Below are 16226 nucleotides of genomic sequence, written 5' to 3'. Positions count from 1 at the left end.
TTGATGCTCACACTGCACCCCGTAGCCACATTGAACACTCCCCCGTCCCCATGTTCCAGAGCAGCGACATTCGCGCGCACCACATCAGACACATGAACGAAATCCCTGGTCTGCTCGCCATCCCCGTATATCACCAGGTCCTCGCCCGCCTGAGCCCTGGACATGAAGATAGGGATCGCTGCCGCATAGGCCGATCCCGGGTCCTGCCGCGGCCCGTATACATTGAAATACCGCAGGCACGTAGTGCGAAGCCCCCTATCGTTGAACATCCGGGCCAGGTACTCGCAATCCAGTTTTGAGATGGCATACGGCGATGCGGGTTCGGGCAGCATATCCTCCTGCTTGAGCTGGACCGGGTTATTGCCGTACACCGCCGCAGATGAAGCAATGACCACCTTTTTCACGCCTGCTGCCTGTGATGACTGAAGCACGTTCAACGTGCCCAGGGTATTGTTCTGGAACGCTTCTGCCGGGTGCTGGCAGCTCAGCGGGACCGATACCATTGCAGCCATGTGGAACACGTAATCCTTTCCGGCAACTGCTTTTTCCACTGCTTCCGGGTCACAGATGTCTCCCTCGATAAATGTGATATTCGGACTGTCCGGTATATTGTGCAGGTAACCGGTTGAGAGGTTGTCAAGCACGGTTACATCATAACCTGCCAGCGAAAAATGTTCCGCTATATGTGAGCCGATAAAGCCTGCTCCTCCTGTAACAAGTATGTTCATATATTTTCACCTGAAATACTTAATTCTGAGAAGAAACGGATGGTCTCATACCTTTCAGGTATGAACGTATTACATTGAAAAACTCAACAAAATCATCCAAATTTGAGGGATTATGGTTCGTATCAGACTCCTCCATCGTTAAACCTCAAGACAGGAATAATATACATCAAGGTGAGGTTTAAAGTCCTCATATTCCCGAATGATTTTCCTATTCATTTCAAATAATTCTGCATAATCCCTGTAATAAATAATATCACCAAATGACATGATGTCCTTCCGGATAGAGAGCGGCAAATCCTGGAAAGTCTGGATGTCAAATATATCACTGACCCTGCCGAGAATTTTCATCCTGAATTGAAATCTCTCCTCCTTATCACCTGCATAATAAACAGCAATATCGATATCAGACAGACCGGACATTTTCCCTTTTGCAGCAGAGCCGTATAAGATTATGAATCCTGCATTCTCTCCCCCCATCTCCATGATGCTCTGGCATACATCTGATACTTTCTGCTGTACCGTTGCATTCAATTCAGGTCCCTTCATAGAATTACCTTTAAACGTATAGAATATTTCATAGATATTAAATTCTATCGGACTGCTCATCCTCCCCTTTCCTACAACAGCCCCAGCCCCGGCCCCAGATGAGGTATCACCCCGAACAGGAACACGTTCACCAGCCCGTGTGTCAGTGCTATCAGTGGCAGGCTCCGGGTCACCTGGAACAGGTAACCCACAGCAAGTCCGGCCAGGCTGGTGAACACCATTTCATACGCGGTACCATATCCCGAGTGCATGATACCGAACATCAGGCTGGTGACCATCAGACCGTAGAACAGGCCAAACGTCTCCTCCAGCCTGGTCTGTACAATAGACCTGAAGACCAGTTCCTCCACAAGCCCAATGAACAGTATCATCACAAAAGAGATTTTCAGCAGGTTCCAGAGTGACAGGTCAGGTATCAGGTAGCCCGGCCTGATGATATAATACTCTCCCTCTGCAATGGCGAGAGCCACCACAAGGGAAAATGGAATAATGACCTTCAGGTTCCCCCTGATCAATCCGATCTGGGCAGATGTGAATTTCTGGTGAACGACCACCAGATACGCAGGTATGAACAGGGGTCCATAAATAAAAACATACGAATACAGCGTCATTTCATAGAAAACAGGCATAGAAATATTGACCAGCCGCAGCAGCGGAAGCAACATCAATGCCTGCAATGGCCTGTACACGTCGCTCTCGCTTAACCGCATAGTAGCCACGCCCAGGCCTATCAACACCAGTACATGCACCCACACCGCATACTTCATCCTGCCCGAGTACAACAACAGTTCGGCCAGCATAATAAAACACAGCGTTAGCGCGACCAGGGTCTTTTGATGACGGTATTCTGACATCACCTCATGTCCGGAAACATTTGGTTGCTCAATTTCAGCTTCCATTTATCCCACCCGTAACATCTATCCACAAATGCAGGTCCCGGTACGGAGCCGAGTAGTTCCCATCCCTGTACAGCAAAAACTCTAACTTCATATCCTGCCCTATCGTTGGCGGTGTAAAGGTGACAAACTCCTCCCAGGTCTGGTTATGGACCAGCACCATCTGCTGCCTTGGATTGATTGATTCATTGTCCAGTGCTATATCCAGCGTGTACTCCACAGATGCATATTCATGATTCACCACCCCCACGATCACGATTCCACTCTCGCTAAGGTTGAACAGGGTGGGGTAATCATCAGCCATTCCCTCCGGTCCCAGTATATAGAACTCGGTGAAAATCTCACCCTGTTTTGGCGTCGCGACCACATACACCAGCATTGCAACCGATGCCAGTATGGACACCACCAGGATAACCGTCAGTATCCTGTCCACGCCGGACTGCTCATCTGAGAACACCTCCGGGTGCAGGGAGTGCAGTGCTTCCCTGAAAGGGACAAAGAACGCCTCGTTCTCTGGCAGTTCGGTACGCCTGTACACAGCTATAACGCACATCCCCAGCGTAAAAATGGATACGGTGATCAGTACAGGTACCAGCCTGATACCCCACGGTGTGTAGTTCAGGCCCAGCCCCAACAGCGGCACCACTGCAATGCTCAGGCCGAAACTCAGGGCAGTGCGCTCTATCCCGTCCAGGTCATCCCTGTGCGGGAACAGTGCCGCTATCAATGCATATCCCGGCAGGAACAACACCAGGGGAAGACCCAGTACCGTGCGGATCCATGTGTTACTGAGTGGTGGAATTACTATGAAAACTGCGGTCAAGATGACCAGAACAATAACTACTAATATGTCACCAGGAATGGTTTTTCTATCAAACATTATTGAGAAGGTAATAACATTCAAATCTACTTAAACATTATTATGAAATTACTGCGCAGTAGCATGCGGAATGCTTAAGCAATGTCTTGACATTGGAATAAACATACAATTTTACGCATAACATAGTAACCACACATTAAGCATAACATGTTAGCCATACATTGTTAACCATATAGTATTGATCATTAAAGCAGGAAGTAACACAACATGGAATTCTGTCCCCAGTGCAAGAGCATGATGACGCCGTCAGGCAGCAAAATGAAGTGCAGGAAATGCAGCTTTGAAAAAGATAAAACAAAACGAGCAAGTGTTGTCGAAAAAAAAGTATTCAAGGAGCGAGAGGTCACCGTTATAGAAGGAAACGAAGCAGCAGGCCTGCCCACCTCTAAAGTCGTGTGTGAGGAATGCGGTAACGACACGGCCTACTGGTGGCTGCGGCAGCTCAGGTCAGCCGATGAAAGTGAAACTCGTTTCTTCAGGTGTACCCGGTGTGGCAGGACCTGGCGGGAATACGACTGATTTTTTCAACTTGTTTTTTAGACAGGTATGTACGTTTGATTGTGAGAACTGGTCTTAAAACAACTATAGTTCCCTGCAGACCAGTTCAAGGTCATCAAGGAACTCTTCCAGCCTTTTTTCGCTCAGATGCGGCATAATTACCAATCTCAGAGCAAAGGGACTGCGCGTTATTGAAGTATACCACCCCTTCTGTGACATTGACTTCCTCACCTTTGCAGTATCTCCCACATCAAGCACCACCACGTTCATCACAGGGTCTATCAACGGCTCAACCCCGAACTCACTGACCCGCTCGACCAGCCTGCGGGTCATCTTCATGCAATGGTCCACAGTATTACGGTATCCTTCCAAACCCATGTGTCGCATAACAGCATAAGCAGCCGCCGCAACCGCCCCGCTTCGGGTACCGCTCAACGAGTATTGTGTATCAATAGTCAGGTACGGCGTATGCGTGCGCAGTTCGTGCAGGTGCAAACGGTCCCTGAACAGCAATCCGCCTGCCGGTATAGTGCACAGGCCCATCTTGTGAGGGTCTGCTGTCATTGAAGATACCCCTGGCAGCCTGAAATCAAAATCGTATGTCTTGTCAAGGAAAGGTATGACAAAAGCCCCGAACGCTGCATCCACGTGCAGGAAAATCCCACGTTCCAGTGCCATATCTGACAGTTCCCTGATGGGGTCTATCTGCCCGAACTCGGTAGTACCGGCAATACCCACCAGGGCTACCGTGTTATCGTCTATATGGGCTTCCACGGATGCAGGGTCCACCCTGAACTCTTCATCCAGTTCTGCCTTCCTCACGTCCACCCTGAGCAGGTTGGCTATCTTATCAAATGAAAAATGGGCCGACTCGGAAACCACGATATTGGGATTTTTGCTGATACCTGAATTCCTGGCAGCTCGGATGGCCTGAATATTGGATTCGGTACCCCCCGTGGTGATGTATCCGGAGACTCCAGGGTCCCCCAGCATCCCACCCAGCATGGCGATAGCTTCATATTCCAGTTCATGCGCTCCCTTGAACAGCCCGGCATCACCCAGGTTGGCTTCCATGAACATATCATGGGCCCTGACCGCTATCGGATGTGGGCGAGTACACATGGCGCTGAGCACCCTGTCATACGGTGTGTCCCTCGCCCTGTAAGCCGAAAGCTGCTCCAGTACATCATGCTCGCTTTCACCCTTGTCTCTCATCTGAAGCACATTAGCGTCAATATAGATGTTAAATAATTCTATTCTAACTCCAGCTGCACTCTTGCAACCTCTTCTGCCCTGCGGATAATATCTTTTACCTGGATACCGGATGAGCCTGCGACCAGTTTGCAGTCTTCGAACTCTGCTGATATCCCAATGATGCGGCCCCCTGTGTCACAGGCCGTCTTTACCCTGACCCTGTACGGCTTACCTGCCACATCGATATCCACCTGGAGCATGGTACGCCTGGCAGTCAACCTGTGCCTGACCGGTACCAGCCTTACACCCAGACTGCCGGTCTCTACCATGATCCTGCGGGCCAGCCTGTGTGAATCCCCGGTCCTGCATACCACCTTTATCAGTGACCCGCTGCGTCCTTTCTTCATGGTTGCAGGTATCACCGACACGTCCAGGGCTCCGTCATCCATCAATTCCTGTACCAGGTAACCCAGCACTTCCCCGGTCACATCGTCTACATTGGTCTCCAGCATCTCGACATGGTCGATGACAAGGGCAGGATCAGATTCACCCATTACAGTACGCAGCATGTTGAGCATACCCACATCTTTTGAACCCGCCCCGTACCCTGTGCCTGATGAGTTCATCTGTGGATAGACAGTACAGGTAGTGCCATCGTGCTGCGTGAGATACGCCAGGATGGCTGCCCCTGTAGGAGTAAGCAATTCATGCTCCACAGGCCCGCCCCGCCATACCAGTTTTGAAGAGTTAAGCACTGCAAGAGTGGCAGGAGCAGGAACCGGTAATGTGCCGTGGGAAGTATCAACATATCCGCCGCCCACGGCTACCGGCATGCATAATACCTGTGCACTGGTCATTTCAAGAGCATGAAAAGCTGCCGAAGCGCCAACGACATCAGCAATGGCATCCTGCTGCCCCATCTCATGCATATGCAACTCTTCAAGCGGTTTGCCGTGGACAAGGGATTCCGCTCGTCCCATCAGTTCCAGTATACCCAGTGCATCTTCCATTACGGCCCGGGGCAGTCCTGCCGAACGGATCTGATCTGTCATCTGGTGATACTTCAACCTGGTATCGGAGTGCTGGGCAACGTCTATGCGGGTCGCCATGATATGCCCGGTTTTCACATCTGACAGTGCTACTGAAACATCAGCTGCTGACTCCATTGCCTGCACTACTTTTGAGGTATCCGCCCCCAGGTTCAACAGGCTTGCGATAACCATGTCACCTGAAGCGCCCATAAAAGGGTCGAACACTAAGATTTTGGATGAGGGGTTCATATTGTCTTCCACATTGGTTTTTTGACTGGTTTGATTGGAAAAATACTTATATCTATTTAATAACCATAATACAATACATTAATTCTGCGATATAGGATGTTACACTTTGGACCATAACCAGTTAAAAGTAGAAAAAGCGTACCCGTTAGATTCAGGAAAAGGCATTGCACGTATCGACCCTGCCACAGTCCAGAAGCTCCAGATATCTGTGGGGGATGTTGTCCTTCTTGAAGGTAAAAAAACCACGGCAGCCAGGGTATGGAGGGCAGAGCGCCAGGACTGGGGGAAGCAGATCATAAGAATTGACGGAACCACCCGCCTGAATGCAGGTGTTGGTATGGGGGACCATCTGAACATTGCCAAAACTGAACCTGTTGTTGCCAAGAGAGTAGTACTTGCACCGGCCGAGGGTGAGAAGATCAAACTCGGGGGTGAAGTAGGTAATCTTGTCAAACGACAGATGATCAAACGGCCAATAGTAAAGGGCGATATAATCCCGTTGTTAAGCAGTACTACGCATCCCATTTTTAGCCAGACCGGCCCCGGCCAGGCAATGTACCTGATTGCTGTTGAAGTAGAACCAGACGTTGCAGTGGTCATAAAAGAACAAACCGAGATCGAGATACGGGATAAACCGGCCAAAGGTTTCGATACTATTGTAGGCACTGGAATATCATATGAAGACCTTGGCGGACTCAGTGACCAGATCCAGCGCCTGCGTGAGATGATGGAACTGCCCCTGAAACATCCAGAAGTGTTCGAACAATTAGGTATCAAACCACCGCTGGGTGTATTGATGCACGGGCCGCCGGGAACTGGTAAGACCATGATAGCAAAGGCTGTGGCCAATGAGAGCGGGGCTAATTTTTATTTTATTGCAGGGCCGGAGATCATGAGTAAACACTATGGGGAGAGCGAACAAAAAATAAGGGAAAAATTCGAAGAAGCGGCAAATAACGCTCCGAGTATATTATTTTTTGATGAACTGGATGCTATTGCAAGTAAGAGAGCTGATTCCACCGGCGAATTGGAACGCAGGGTAGTTGCCCAGTTGCTAACCATGATGGATGGAGTTGAAGACCGTGGCCAGGTAATGGTCATTGGTGCAACAAACAGAGTAAATGTCATTGACCCGGCATTGCGCCGTCCGGGTCGTTTTGATAGGGAGATCGAGATTGGTGTGCCTGACCGGGATGACCGGCTGGAAATACTCCAGATACATACCAGGAACATGCCTCTTCATGAGGACGTGAATCTCGAGGAATTGGCCAACTTAACCCACGGATTTGTAGGGGCAGATATAGCAGCCCTGTGCAAAGAATCAGGAATGAAGACCTTGCAGCGTTATATGCCCAAATTCAACCTTGAACAGGAAATTCCACTCGAAGTGCTCAATGAAATGATAATTACAGCATCTGATTTTGATAATGCCTTGAAGGAGGTGGAACCCTCAGCCATGCGTGAGGTCATGGTTGAAGTACCCTCGGTACTCTGGAATGAGGTTGGCGGCCTGAAACAGAGCAGGCAGGAAATACTGGAAACCATTGAATGGCCATTGAGCCATCCCGAACGATTTAAAGAAATGGGTATCATGCCGCCAAAAGGAGTGTTGCTCTACGGGCCGCCCGGCACCGGTAAGACGCTCATTGCCAAAGCTGTTGCCACAGAGACCAGTGCAAATTTCATCAGTATCAGGGGCCCGCAACTACTCTCAAAATGGATGGGGGAAAGCGAGAAAGCTATCCGGGAAGTGTTTAAAAAAGCCAGGCAGGTGGCTCCGTGTATCATCTTCTTTGATGAACTGGATGCGCTTGCGCCCACCAGGGGAACAGATGGGAGCAGCCAGGCCATGGAACGGGTAGTTAACCAGTTGTTGATAGAATTGGACGGGCTTGAAGTGTTAAAGGATGTGGTTGTTGTAGCTGCCACCAACAGGCCCGAACTGATAGACCCTGCCCTGATACGCTCAGGCCGGTTTGACAGGGCAGTATTAATCGGACCCCCCAACCGGAATGGGCGTGAGGAGGTGCTCAGGATACACACTCGAAATATACCCATGTCCGAAGATGTTGACCTGGGCGAGATTGCAGATGCAACTGAAGGATATGTAGGTGCTGACCTGGAAGCGATATGCCGTGAGGCAGTCTTATTGGCCATGCGAACTGATTTCAATACGAAATGTGTCCAGATGAACGATTTCAGGACAGCTCTTAAAAAAGTAAGGCCCGCCATTACAGAACAGATAAAAGAATATTACCAGCAGCTTGAGACACAATTCAAGGGTGGGGTCAAAAAAGAACAGAAGTCTTATATAGGTTATCGGTAAAATTTGGAAGAGATAACAATGACGAGAATATTTGCCAGGAATCTAAGGGATAAACAGGTAATGAGTTCAGATGGAATCACGCTTGGAGTACTCAACAACTTTGTAATAGATGTCCGTACCGGAACAGTCATAGACCTGGTGATCAAACCTGATATTGCACTCGACAAAGAGAAATATTTTGTGCAGGACGAGTTCGTACTTGTACCTTTTGACTCGGTTCGGTCCATCAAGGACTATGTTGTTGTAGACAAGAACCTGTCAAAGGCCAAAGGCCGTGTGGAAGTGGAAAGCAAAACGAAGGTTGAGAAGGGAATATCTCCGCGTTAATTTATCCGGCATTATCAGATGATTTTTTTTCCTTCCATAAAGAAATTCATTATCCTTTCAAGTTAATATGACCAAAAGGATGAGCTGTTTGCATATTCCAGTGCTTCTACCACGCCGGCACCGTATCTACCTGATGTAACCATATCAGCAATATTTTTCAGTGCAGGATTGGCATTTCCCACAGCTACACCCAGGCCTGCTACCTGCAACATTTCAATATCATTGGCAGAATCCCCAATCGCCATAATATCCCCTGCATCCAGTCCCATCAATGCTGCCACTTCCAACAATGCTGTACCTTTATTCACATCCATGGATTTGATATGCACGGCAAAACCAGTATCAACCAGCTCCATGTCCCCTATCCCTTCATCTGTAAGGATATGCCTCGCTGCTTCAACGTCAAAATTTCTCCGCAATGCTACATCTGAAAGCCGGTAGGAAGCGTCAAGTTCCTCAAGTTCGAAGTGGCTGCGCAGCATCTCGAGAACGTCTGCACACCGCGGGCGATCTCCTTTTATATGAACCGGACCGTCAAAACCCGACGAAATAACGCCGCCGTTCTCAGCTATCATAATATCAAAGGTACCGATGAGCTTTGTGGCACATTTTACAAAGCAAAGCACATTACCACTGGCCAGTATTACCGGAATATCCAGGTTCCTGATGACGGCAACAGCGGCCAGGTCAAGCCGCCTGCTCTCATCGGTAAGTGTTCCGTCAATATCAACAATTACTGCTTTCAATCTGTCAGTCCTTCCATGGTCACAGAGAACACTGCTTCACCTTCAGGCAAACAGGGCGAATCTACCAGCCTGGCAATACGCTTTTCACCCTTGGATTTGCGCAGGTATAGCCTGAACGTGGCAGTATGGCCCACGATATGACCGCCGATAGGTTTGGTGGGGTCACCGAAGAAGGCATCCGGTTTGGACATGACCTGGTTGGTCACTACCACCGCAGCATTGTGCAGGTCACCGAACCTCAACAGTTCATGCATGTGTTTGTTCAGTTTTTGCTGCCGGTCCGCCAGGGTACCCCGGCCCACATACTCTGCCCTGAAATGAGCGGTCAGGGAATCCACGATCAACAGACGTACAGGTTTGCCGGTTTCCTTTAACTCCTGTGCCAGCTGGTTCGCCGATTCTGCAAGAAGTATCTGGTGGTTGGAGTTGTACGCCCGCGCCACATGGATGTTCTTCAAGAACTCTTCCGGCTCATAGTCTTCACCGGTACGGTGTGAAGTTCCTGCAACCATCTGGGCGATCCTCTCGGGCCGAAAGGTGTTTTCAGTATCTATCATGATCACTGAACCATCCAATCCTCCATGCTCGGCGCCAAGCTGGACATTAACTGCAAGTTGGTGGGTTATCTGGGTCTTGCCGCACCCGAACTCCCCGTAAAATTCAGTGATAGCCTGGGTCTCGATCCCTTTGCCCAGCAGTTCATCAAACCCCGTACAACCAGTGGTAAGTTTACCCACCAGTTTGCGACGGTTAAGTACCATATCGCCGGTCTCGAATCCGCCCACATCTGCCGCGCTTCTTGCAGCAATAATTATCTTGGACGCGGTTGCCTCTCCGACATCAGCATTGAGTGCAAGGTCTGCAGGCGATGCCACTGCTATGGCTTCTATGGTAGTAAATCCAGCATCTCTCAACTTTTCTGCCGTGGCCGGTCCGACTCCGGGCAGCTCCTCGATCATTGTTATCTTGTCATCCATCTCTCATTTCTCCTGGTGCACGGTTATTTTGTATCTTGGTGCACAATTAACAGCTATGACTATTCCCATCAATATAAACCTGGGGTAAGCGGAGTGAAAGTATTCTATGACTGCAACAATTCCCTGTATATCACACCCAGTCTTGATGCTGTCTTTTCAATATCATGATGTGCTTGTGCAGATTTCAGGGCCTCTGTGCCAAGCTGCGTCCTCAAAGCAGTATCACTGGCAAGTTTCACTATATTCATCTCAAACTCCTGTTCGGTAGAGCCCATCAGGCAGTCATGCCCCGGGCTGAGCCATTCCCTGAACACAGGCAAATCCCTGGTGACAATAGGGAGACCACATGCAGCCGCCTCAACCAGTGCAAGACCCTGGGTTTCCTGTTTGGATGGAAAGAAAAAAATGTCACTGGCAGATAACGCTCCAGGCACATCGTGCGTATATCCTGTCAACAGGATATTGTCAGGTACGTCTTCGGCCCTGAAATCCCCCTCCCTTGCAAACATACTGTAAAAGAGGTCAATACCAGGATGCTGGGTATATTCCCCGCCCACCCACATGAATCGAAACTCGGAATGTCTCCTTGAAATGTTGATGAATTCCTTTATTCCCTTTCGAACCGACAGACCACCCACGCAGGTAACCACCACCTCATCTTCCCCGATACCATACTGTTTCCGGAAAGCTGCCCGGGCTTCATCCGAATAAAGATACTTGTCCAGATTAATCCCGTAGTTCAACTGCATGATAGCATGGCCAGGCAAAAGTTCCCGGTAATATTCTTCTGCCGACCTGGACGGACATATAATAAGGTCAGAATGACCGGCTATCTTTTTGAACCATTTCCTTAACAAATGTTTGGTACCCCTGCCCACACTGAAGGTATCTTCTGTGGCGTTGCCGTGGTAAATGATGGGAAAGTCTTCCCGTTTACTATCATTTATTAATCGATAGGCCCGGTATAACGGCATGTGTATATGCATCAGGTCAAAATGTTCCTGGCTATCAAAAACGATGTCAAATCCAATTTTTTCCAGTCTCTTTGTCACTTCAGGTATATAGGTTCCAAGCCAGGCTTTGTTATTTGTCAGCCTGTTTACCGTATTCTCGTCAGTAATATAGTTAATAACGGACATTGCAAACCACCTCATTCTATCCAGAGCAAATAACAATATCTTATTTAGTAAAACTTATCATGCCAGTTCCCGGTAAATCCTAGCCAGTGATGCGGATGCCCTGTCAATGTCATGATGTTTCCTGGCCGACCGGCATGCTTCTTTACCAATTCTGTCTGCCAGTTCCCTGTCATTGGCCAGTGATCTTATAAGCGCTGTAAACTCATCCACGTTCGTTCCCACAAGACAGTCGTGACCGTGGGTCAACCACTCCCTGAACACGGGCAGGTCCCTGGCGACTATCGGGCGCGAATTGGCCGCAGCTTCCACCAGGGCAAGCCCCTGGGTCTCATGCCGGGACGGGAAAAAGAAAATATCGCTTGCTGAGAGGGCTGCCGGTACATCAAGTGTATAATCCGTAAATAAGACATTTTCTGGCACCTTTGCAACATCCATGCTGTTCTCCCGGGATATCATGCCGTATAAACTGTTCATACCTCTGTTTTTATAGAAACTGCCGCCTACCCACATAAAGAGCATATCGGGAAAACGAGTGGCGATATCACAGAAATCATCAATACCTTTGCGCTGTAGTACGCCGCCCACACAGGATACGACAGTCCTGTCTTCTTCAATGCCGTAGCGCTGCCTGAATGCAAGCCTCTCCTGGTATGAATACGCATACCTGTCAAGGTCAATGCCGTAATTCAACTGCCTGATATCTGCATCAGGAAGAATGTTGCGATAATATTCTGCTGCCGATACTGATGGGCACAGGATGACATCTGACCTCTGTGCAATGCTCCTGAACCACCGCCTGATAAAATACTTGACCTTACTGCCAACAAAAAATGTATCTTCGGTCATGTGACCGTGGAATATGGAAGGTTTGTGGCTGCCATTATTGTTACTCATTGACAGGCGGTAGGCAAGTGTCATGGGAATATGGATGTGCATAACATCAAAATCCGATTCACTGTCAAATACAACATTAATCCCCTGTTCCTTTATACGCCTCACCACCGAAGGTATATAGGAATCAAGCCATTTTCGCTGCGTGGTCAATCTATTTACCAGGCCATTATCGATAACATAGTTGACTGTTGTCATGATAGAGGTTATACTTCTCATTCATGATAGAAAAATATTGTTATAGTTAATTTCCTTACAAAACAAGCCTGACCACCAGAATGTCAGTATCCAGCCCCATGTCATCTGCCACTGCCTGGCATTTGGTCCGCAGCAAATAGACAATCGGCCTGTAACCATATTCAGACATGGTCTCATAATTAGCCATACCCTTGCTGATGATAAGGGATGCCTTTCCAAAAGCCTCGACCAGTTCAGACGGAGCCTCGTCCAGGCACACACCTATGGCGTTCGACCCGGTGGTAAGCACCCGGTCGACCTGTGCCTCAATACCATGTATCTCCACGTCTTCCATAGTAGCATCATTCAGCATGGGCGCACCGCGCACAACGAGCGTCACCCTGCCTCCCATGCCCTTTATCTGTTCAATGACCAGGGTATCCAGCAGCACCTCCCCGCTGTTATCTGCAATATATACCACATTATCCAGTAGCGGCAATAACCTGTCAGTATCATCTACCGCAAGACCCCGGTCGAACAGCCGCCTGAACTCAGCTTTGAAATCATGCTCGTTCACATCGAATCCGTCCACTCCGAAATCAAGGGTGTTGCCTATGGTGGCGGCCACAACAGCACGGCGGAAACCTTCAACAGATATTCCATCACCCACAAGCGAGCGTGCCAGGGGCATTATTTCCTTTGCAAGTTCCCTGCTCAACACTTTCTTTTCCAGATACGGGTCACGGTCACCCATTGCCCGGTAGGCGCTGCGGTGAACTGCTGTGGATATCCTGGCTGCCGCCTCCCCCGGCCGGTAGGTGCGCTGCAATGCATCCAGGCCGGCCGTTACTGCAGCATTTACCGTGTCGGCGTCATCGGTCAGCAACAGGGCCTGGTAATGGACCCTTGAGAGGAGACAATGTACACACCTGGGATTTATCTTCAATGCTGGCCACCTTTAGCAATATTAATATCTGTGGGGGGACAATACTCAATCGGTGATAAATATGTCGGAGCAAGAACCTCAAGACACGAGTGAGTGGGAAGCATTTGCAGATAAGAAATTTGACGATATTAAAAAGACGATAAAGAATATTGAAACGAAAGGTTCCTCGCAGACATTGGAGCAAAATGTTCGGGATGCTGCGAAGGGTTTTGGTGATATGCTTATATCCCTGAGTGCCCTTGCCTATGGGGTCAGTACTGAAGTGGCGCAAAAAGCATCACCTGAAAAAACTGCGGAATTCCAGAAGGATATCGCGAAAAAGGCCAGAACCGCAAAGAATGCTATTGCCGATGAGCTGGAGAAAGTTTCAAGGAACCTGCGCGCTGAAGAGAAAGGAGAAACAGGGGAGAAGAAGAGCGAACCCAAACAATCGGATGAACCTGCTGATATTACCTGAGTACGGGATATGAGATGTTCAGTGTGAATTGGACTGATAAGGGTAAGTTACTTTGTTTATATCTGGCAAAATGAGCAGTTATCATTTGATTGAATGAAAGACATTTCAACACTTTTAATCCACCATAAGCTGTTCTCTAAAATACGTATTCGTCTGAGAAAGTTGAGATCTTAATCCAATTCCGGATTATATTTCAAGGTCAGACCAATAATTATTTACCTTTGAAGCATCAACATATATAATGTTCGTAATCATACGAATTACATATCAAAGGTTAATTATGAGAACAAGCAAGACCGGAAAATGGTCAGATTTCCCCGCCCGCCTCGATGGTGCGCGCACCCTGGCCGATATCTTTGAGCTCGTGAAGGAAATAGTATGGAACCGCAGGATGAAGAGCCGCGCCGGGCTTATGCTGGGACTTGCAGACATGGGGAACAGTCCTGAGGGTTTTGTGGGTGCATTCTTTACTGTGGGTTCCAATTTCATTGTGATGAACAGGATCCCTCTTGAGAGAATAAAGGAGACACGACCCGAACTGTACAAGCCGTTTGCCTTCCATGTGCTGATGCACGAGTATATTCATTCACTGGGATACCTGGATGAGCAACTGGTGAGGCAGATGGTGTACGATATCTCAAGCGCGGTGCTGGGGGAATCGCACCTTGCGACGCAGCTGGCGCAGGACCCTACACGATTTATCCCGAACCTTGCCTATCCTGATTTGGCGTGGAGACCGAAGGATCTCAGGATGGAGCTGGTACAAGGATTTGACAGGGGGAGTGTGTGTTATATTAACTGAGGTGGGGGTTGAAGGGTGTGGTTTGATAGTTTTTTCACTACCATGAATTTGCTATAACGTTCAAATCCAGGCATCGAGCTGATGCTCGTAGATTTGATGTTCTCATGTTTTTTTCTGATCCTTCTTTGATTGAGGTGCTGTCTTAATCTTATGTTTGTTGTTTTGGCCCGTTTTTCCTCCTTCCGTCAACTTGGAATTGGATGATTGTTTCTTTTTCTTCTTTTTTTGAGTAGTGATAATTACAGCACCAATAGTCCCAATTGTAACAATAATTGCAGAAATAATTGTAGCTATTATTAAAAAATAATTAGGGTTTGATTCAGAAGAAGGATTACTTAAACTAATATTTTGTATTGTTGTATTGCCCCCATTATCCCTGATTACAACGACATAGTTATTATCACCACGAACTTCAATTGGGGCAATCCAATTTTCAGTACCAGCATATTGCCCATTAACAGTTACACTCTCAATACCACTATCACTTGAAGCTGTACCACTAAAAATTAGTGTGTTGGGGTCGCTTTGATTTTTTAGAATCTCCATAGTTATTTCAGGTGATGTTGCAGAAGATTTCTTACTATCGATTATTGAAAATGCAATGCTATCAAGTTGAGTTTCAACTTGTGTTTGAGTATCTCTATTTGGCGGATAATCGTACAAGAAATATGATTTTGGGGCTATAGTCAGAGGATAACTGCTGAACTTGTTTTGTTCTAGGTAATCAGTAAATTCCAGGTATATTGTATTCTTTCCTGTTTTTATGAATGCCTCTGGTATTGTCATTGTTGTTTCACTATTACCTCTTTTAATAACCTCTTCAGTTGCAAGAAGTCCATTAACATATATTCCAGCATAAAAATAACGATCCCTTCTGAAGGTAACAATTAGCATTTTAGTCTCATTTGGTTCAGCAATATTCAAAGCAACATTTTTCGTCTGATATTTTGTGGTATCACCATTAAATGTCTCGGATAAACCGAGAGATTCAAAGGTTTTAGCACCTTCTGGCACTTCAAATACAGCAGTCTCTGGCATCAAAATAAACAAAAACATAAATATAGATAAAACTATTAACCCAATACCCCATTTCATATTTTCCTCTCCTTTCTTTATTAAATGTTTCACATATTTTACTGAATTGTTACTCATACCTTCCTTTCTAACTTCATGCACGTATTTTAAATTTTAGTAAAATATTGGATTAATTACAAACAATTTTGAATACTGTCGATTAAATAATTCCTTACAATGCCCCCACAGGAGCATTCCTCAATAAACCATTTCACCACCGACCGCAGCGTCATCACCCATCCCCGCCAGTTCTACCAGGACATAGCCGTGTCAGGTTCTCTCAAAGAACCCCTGAACTTTACCTTCATGACCATCCTGATGATAGGGATTCTGTATGCAGTC

At 47.6% G+C, this 16226-nt stretch carries 17 protein-coding genes; 5 read left to right on the top strand and 12 right to left on the bottom strand.

The window, feature by feature from the left end; genetic code table 11:
• The 4 genes from K0A89_11910 to K0A89_11895 form a co-directional block, all read right to left on the bottom strand.
• On the bottom strand, positions 1-728 hold a 728-nt coding region (locus tag K0A89_11910), incomplete at its 3' end, for an NAD-dependent epimerase/dehydratase family protein (protein MBW6519192.1).
• 138 nt (positions 729-866) lie between these two features.
• On the bottom strand, positions 867-1334 hold the full coding sequence (locus K0A89_11905) for a nucleotidyltransferase domain-containing protein (protein MBW6519191.1): 468 nt from the start codon (positions 1332-1334) through the stop codon (positions 867-869).
• 11 nt (positions 1335-1345) lie between these two features.
• Positions 1346-2128 (bottom strand): CPBP family intramembrane metalloprotease, encoded by a 783-nt coding sequence (locus tag K0A89_11900; protein MBW6519190.1) that lies wholly within the window; start codon positions 2126-2128, stop codon positions 1346-1348.
• Between the two features lie 34 nt (positions 2129-2162).
• Positions 2163-3050 carry a DUF1616 domain-containing protein gene (locus K0A89_11895; protein ID MBW6519189.1) on the bottom strand — a complete coding sequence of 296 codons (888 nt, stop codon included), beginning with the start codon at positions 3048-3050 and terminating at the stop codon, positions 2163-2165.
• A gap of 207 nt (positions 3051-3257) precedes the next feature.
• Between K0A89_11895 and K0A89_11890 the strand changes: the two genes are divergently transcribed.
• On the top strand, positions 3258-3569 hold the full coding sequence (locus K0A89_11890) for a transcription factor S (GenBank protein ID MBW6519188.1): 312 nt from the start codon (positions 3258-3260) through the stop codon (positions 3567-3569).
• Between the two features lie 63 nt (positions 3570-3632).
• On the opposite strand, the gene mfnA is transcribed toward K0A89_11890, so the two are convergent.
• Together mfnA and larC are read right to left on the bottom strand one after the other, a co-directional pair.
• Entirely contained in the window at positions 3633-4763 is a 1131-nt protein-coding gene (mfnA, locus tag K0A89_11885; protein MBW6519187.1) for a tyrosine decarboxylase MfnA, read from the bottom strand.
• 38 nt (positions 4764-4801) lie between these two features.
• Positions 4802-6022, bottom strand: coding sequence for a nickel pincer cofactor biosynthesis protein LarC (larC, locus tag K0A89_11880; protein ID MBW6519186.1), 1221 nt, complete (start codon positions 6020-6022; stop codon positions 4802-4804).
• A gap of 106 nt (positions 6023-6128) precedes the next feature.
• Between larC and K0A89_11875 the strand changes: the two genes are divergently transcribed.
• Together K0A89_11875 and K0A89_11870 are read left to right on the top strand one after the other, a co-directional pair.
• Entirely contained in the window at positions 6129-8348 is a 2220-nt protein-coding gene (locus K0A89_11875; GenBank protein MBW6519185.1) for a CDC48 family AAA ATPase, read from the top strand.
• 18 nt (positions 8349-8366) lie between these two features.
• Positions 8367-8675 (top strand): PRC-barrel domain-containing protein, encoded by a 309-nt coding sequence (locus K0A89_11870; protein MBW6519184.1) that lies wholly within the window; start codon positions 8367-8369, stop codon positions 8673-8675.
• 62 nt (positions 8676-8737) lie between these two features.
• On the opposite strand, the gene K0A89_11865 is transcribed toward K0A89_11870, so the two are convergent.
• From K0A89_11865 to K0A89_11845, 5 genes are all read right to left on the bottom strand, one after another.
• A complete protein-coding gene (locus K0A89_11865; protein MBW6519183.1) occupies positions 8738-9421 on the bottom strand; it encodes a phosphoglycolate phosphatase in 684 nt (227 codons plus the stop codon).
• Positions 9418-10380: a DNA repair and recombination protein RadA gene (gene radA / locus K0A89_11860; GenBank protein MBW6519182.1), complete on the bottom strand. Its 963-nt coding sequence runs from the start codon at positions 10378-10380 to the stop codon at positions 9418-9420. Before radA ends, K0A89_11865 begins: the two co-directional genes overlap by 4 nt.
• A gap of 122 nt (positions 10381-10502) precedes the next feature.
• On the bottom strand, positions 10503-11537 hold the full coding sequence (locus K0A89_11855) for a glycosyltransferase family 4 protein (GenBank protein ID MBW6519181.1): 1035 nt from the start codon (positions 11535-11537) through the stop codon (positions 10503-10505).
• A 57-nt stretch (positions 11538-11594) separates the two neighbouring features.
• Entirely contained in the window at positions 11595-12647 is a 1053-nt protein-coding gene (locus K0A89_11850) for a glycosyltransferase family 4 protein (GenBank protein ID MBW6519180.1), read from the bottom strand.
• Positions 12648-12681: 34 nt separating this feature from the next.
• On the bottom strand, positions 12682-13551 hold the full coding sequence (locus K0A89_11845) for a DUF89 family protein (GenBank protein ID MBW6519179.1): 870 nt from the start codon (positions 13549-13551) through the stop codon (positions 12682-12684).
• A 61-nt stretch (positions 13552-13612) separates the two neighbouring features.
• Between K0A89_11845 and K0A89_11840 the strand changes: the two genes are divergently transcribed.
• A complete protein-coding gene (locus K0A89_11840) occupies positions 13613-14008 on the top strand; it encodes a hypothetical protein (protein ID MBW6519178.1) in 396 nt (131 codons plus the stop codon).
• Positions 14009-14288: 280 nt separating this feature from the next.
• A complete protein-coding gene (locus K0A89_11835; GenBank protein MBW6519177.1) occupies positions 14289-14810 on the top strand; it encodes a hypothetical protein in 522 nt (173 codons plus the stop codon).
• Between the two features lie 102 nt (positions 14811-14912).
• Here the strand turns inward: K0A89_11835 and K0A89_11830 are convergent, their stop codons facing one another.
• A complete protein-coding gene (locus tag K0A89_11830; GenBank protein ID MBW6519176.1) occupies positions 14913-15986 on the bottom strand; it encodes a hypothetical protein in 1074 nt (357 codons plus the stop codon).
• Between the last annotated feature and the right edge of the window lie 240 nt (positions 15987-16226).

The organism is ANME-2 cluster archaeon, from assembly GCA_019429385.1.
Lineage (GTDB): Archaea > Halobacteriota > Methanosarcinia > Methanosarcinales > Methanocomedenaceae > Methanocomedens_B.
This window is presented reverse-complemented; position numbering and strand designations above follow the sequence as displayed.

Excerpts from the sequence above, each read along its gene's own strand:
- K0A89_11835 (MBW6519177.1), top strand. The coding sequence starts at position 14,289 with ATGAGAACAAGCAAGACCGGAAAATGGTCAGATTTCCCCGCCCGCCTC.
- mfnA (MBW6519187.1), bottom strand. The coding sequence starts at position 4,763 with ATGAGAGACAAGGGTGAAAGCGAGCATGATGTACTGGAGCAGCTTTCG.
- K0A89_11850 (MBW6519180.1), bottom strand. The coding sequence starts at position 12,647 with ATGAGAAGTATAACCTCTATCATGACAACAGTCAACTATGTTATCGAT.
- K0A89_11855 (MBW6519181.1), bottom strand. The coding sequence starts at position 11,537 with ATGTCCGTTATTAACTATATTACTGACGAGAATACGGTAAACAGGCTG.
- K0A89_11870 (MBW6519184.1), top strand. The coding sequence starts at position 8,367 with ATGACGAGAATATTTGCCAGGAATCTAAGGGATAAACAGGTAATGAGT.
- radA (MBW6519182.1), bottom strand. The coding sequence starts at position 10,380 with ATGATCGAGGAGCTGCCCGGAGTCGGACCGGCCACGGCAGAAAAGTTG.
- K0A89_11840 (MBW6519178.1), top strand. The coding sequence starts at position 13,613 with ATGTCGGAGCAAGAACCTCAAGACACGAGTGAGTGGGAAGCATTTGCA.
- K0A89_11900 (MBW6519190.1), bottom strand. The coding sequence starts at position 2,128 with ATGTCAGAATACCGTCATCAAAAGACCCTGGTCGCGCTAACGCTGTGT.
- K0A89_11905 (MBW6519191.1), bottom strand. The coding sequence starts at position 1,334 with ATGAGCAGTCCGATAGAATTTAATATCTATGAAATATTCTATACGTTT.
- K0A89_11890 (MBW6519188.1), top strand. The coding sequence starts at position 3,258 with ATGGAATTCTGTCCCCAGTGCAAGAGCATGATGACGCCGTCAGGCAGC.
- larC (MBW6519186.1), bottom strand. The coding sequence starts at position 6,022 with ATGAACCCCTCATCCAAAATCTTAGTGTTCGACCCTTTTATGGGCGCT.
- K0A89_11895 (MBW6519189.1), bottom strand. The coding sequence starts at position 3,050 with ATGTTTGATAGAAAAACCATTCCTGGTGACATATTAGTAGTTATTGTT.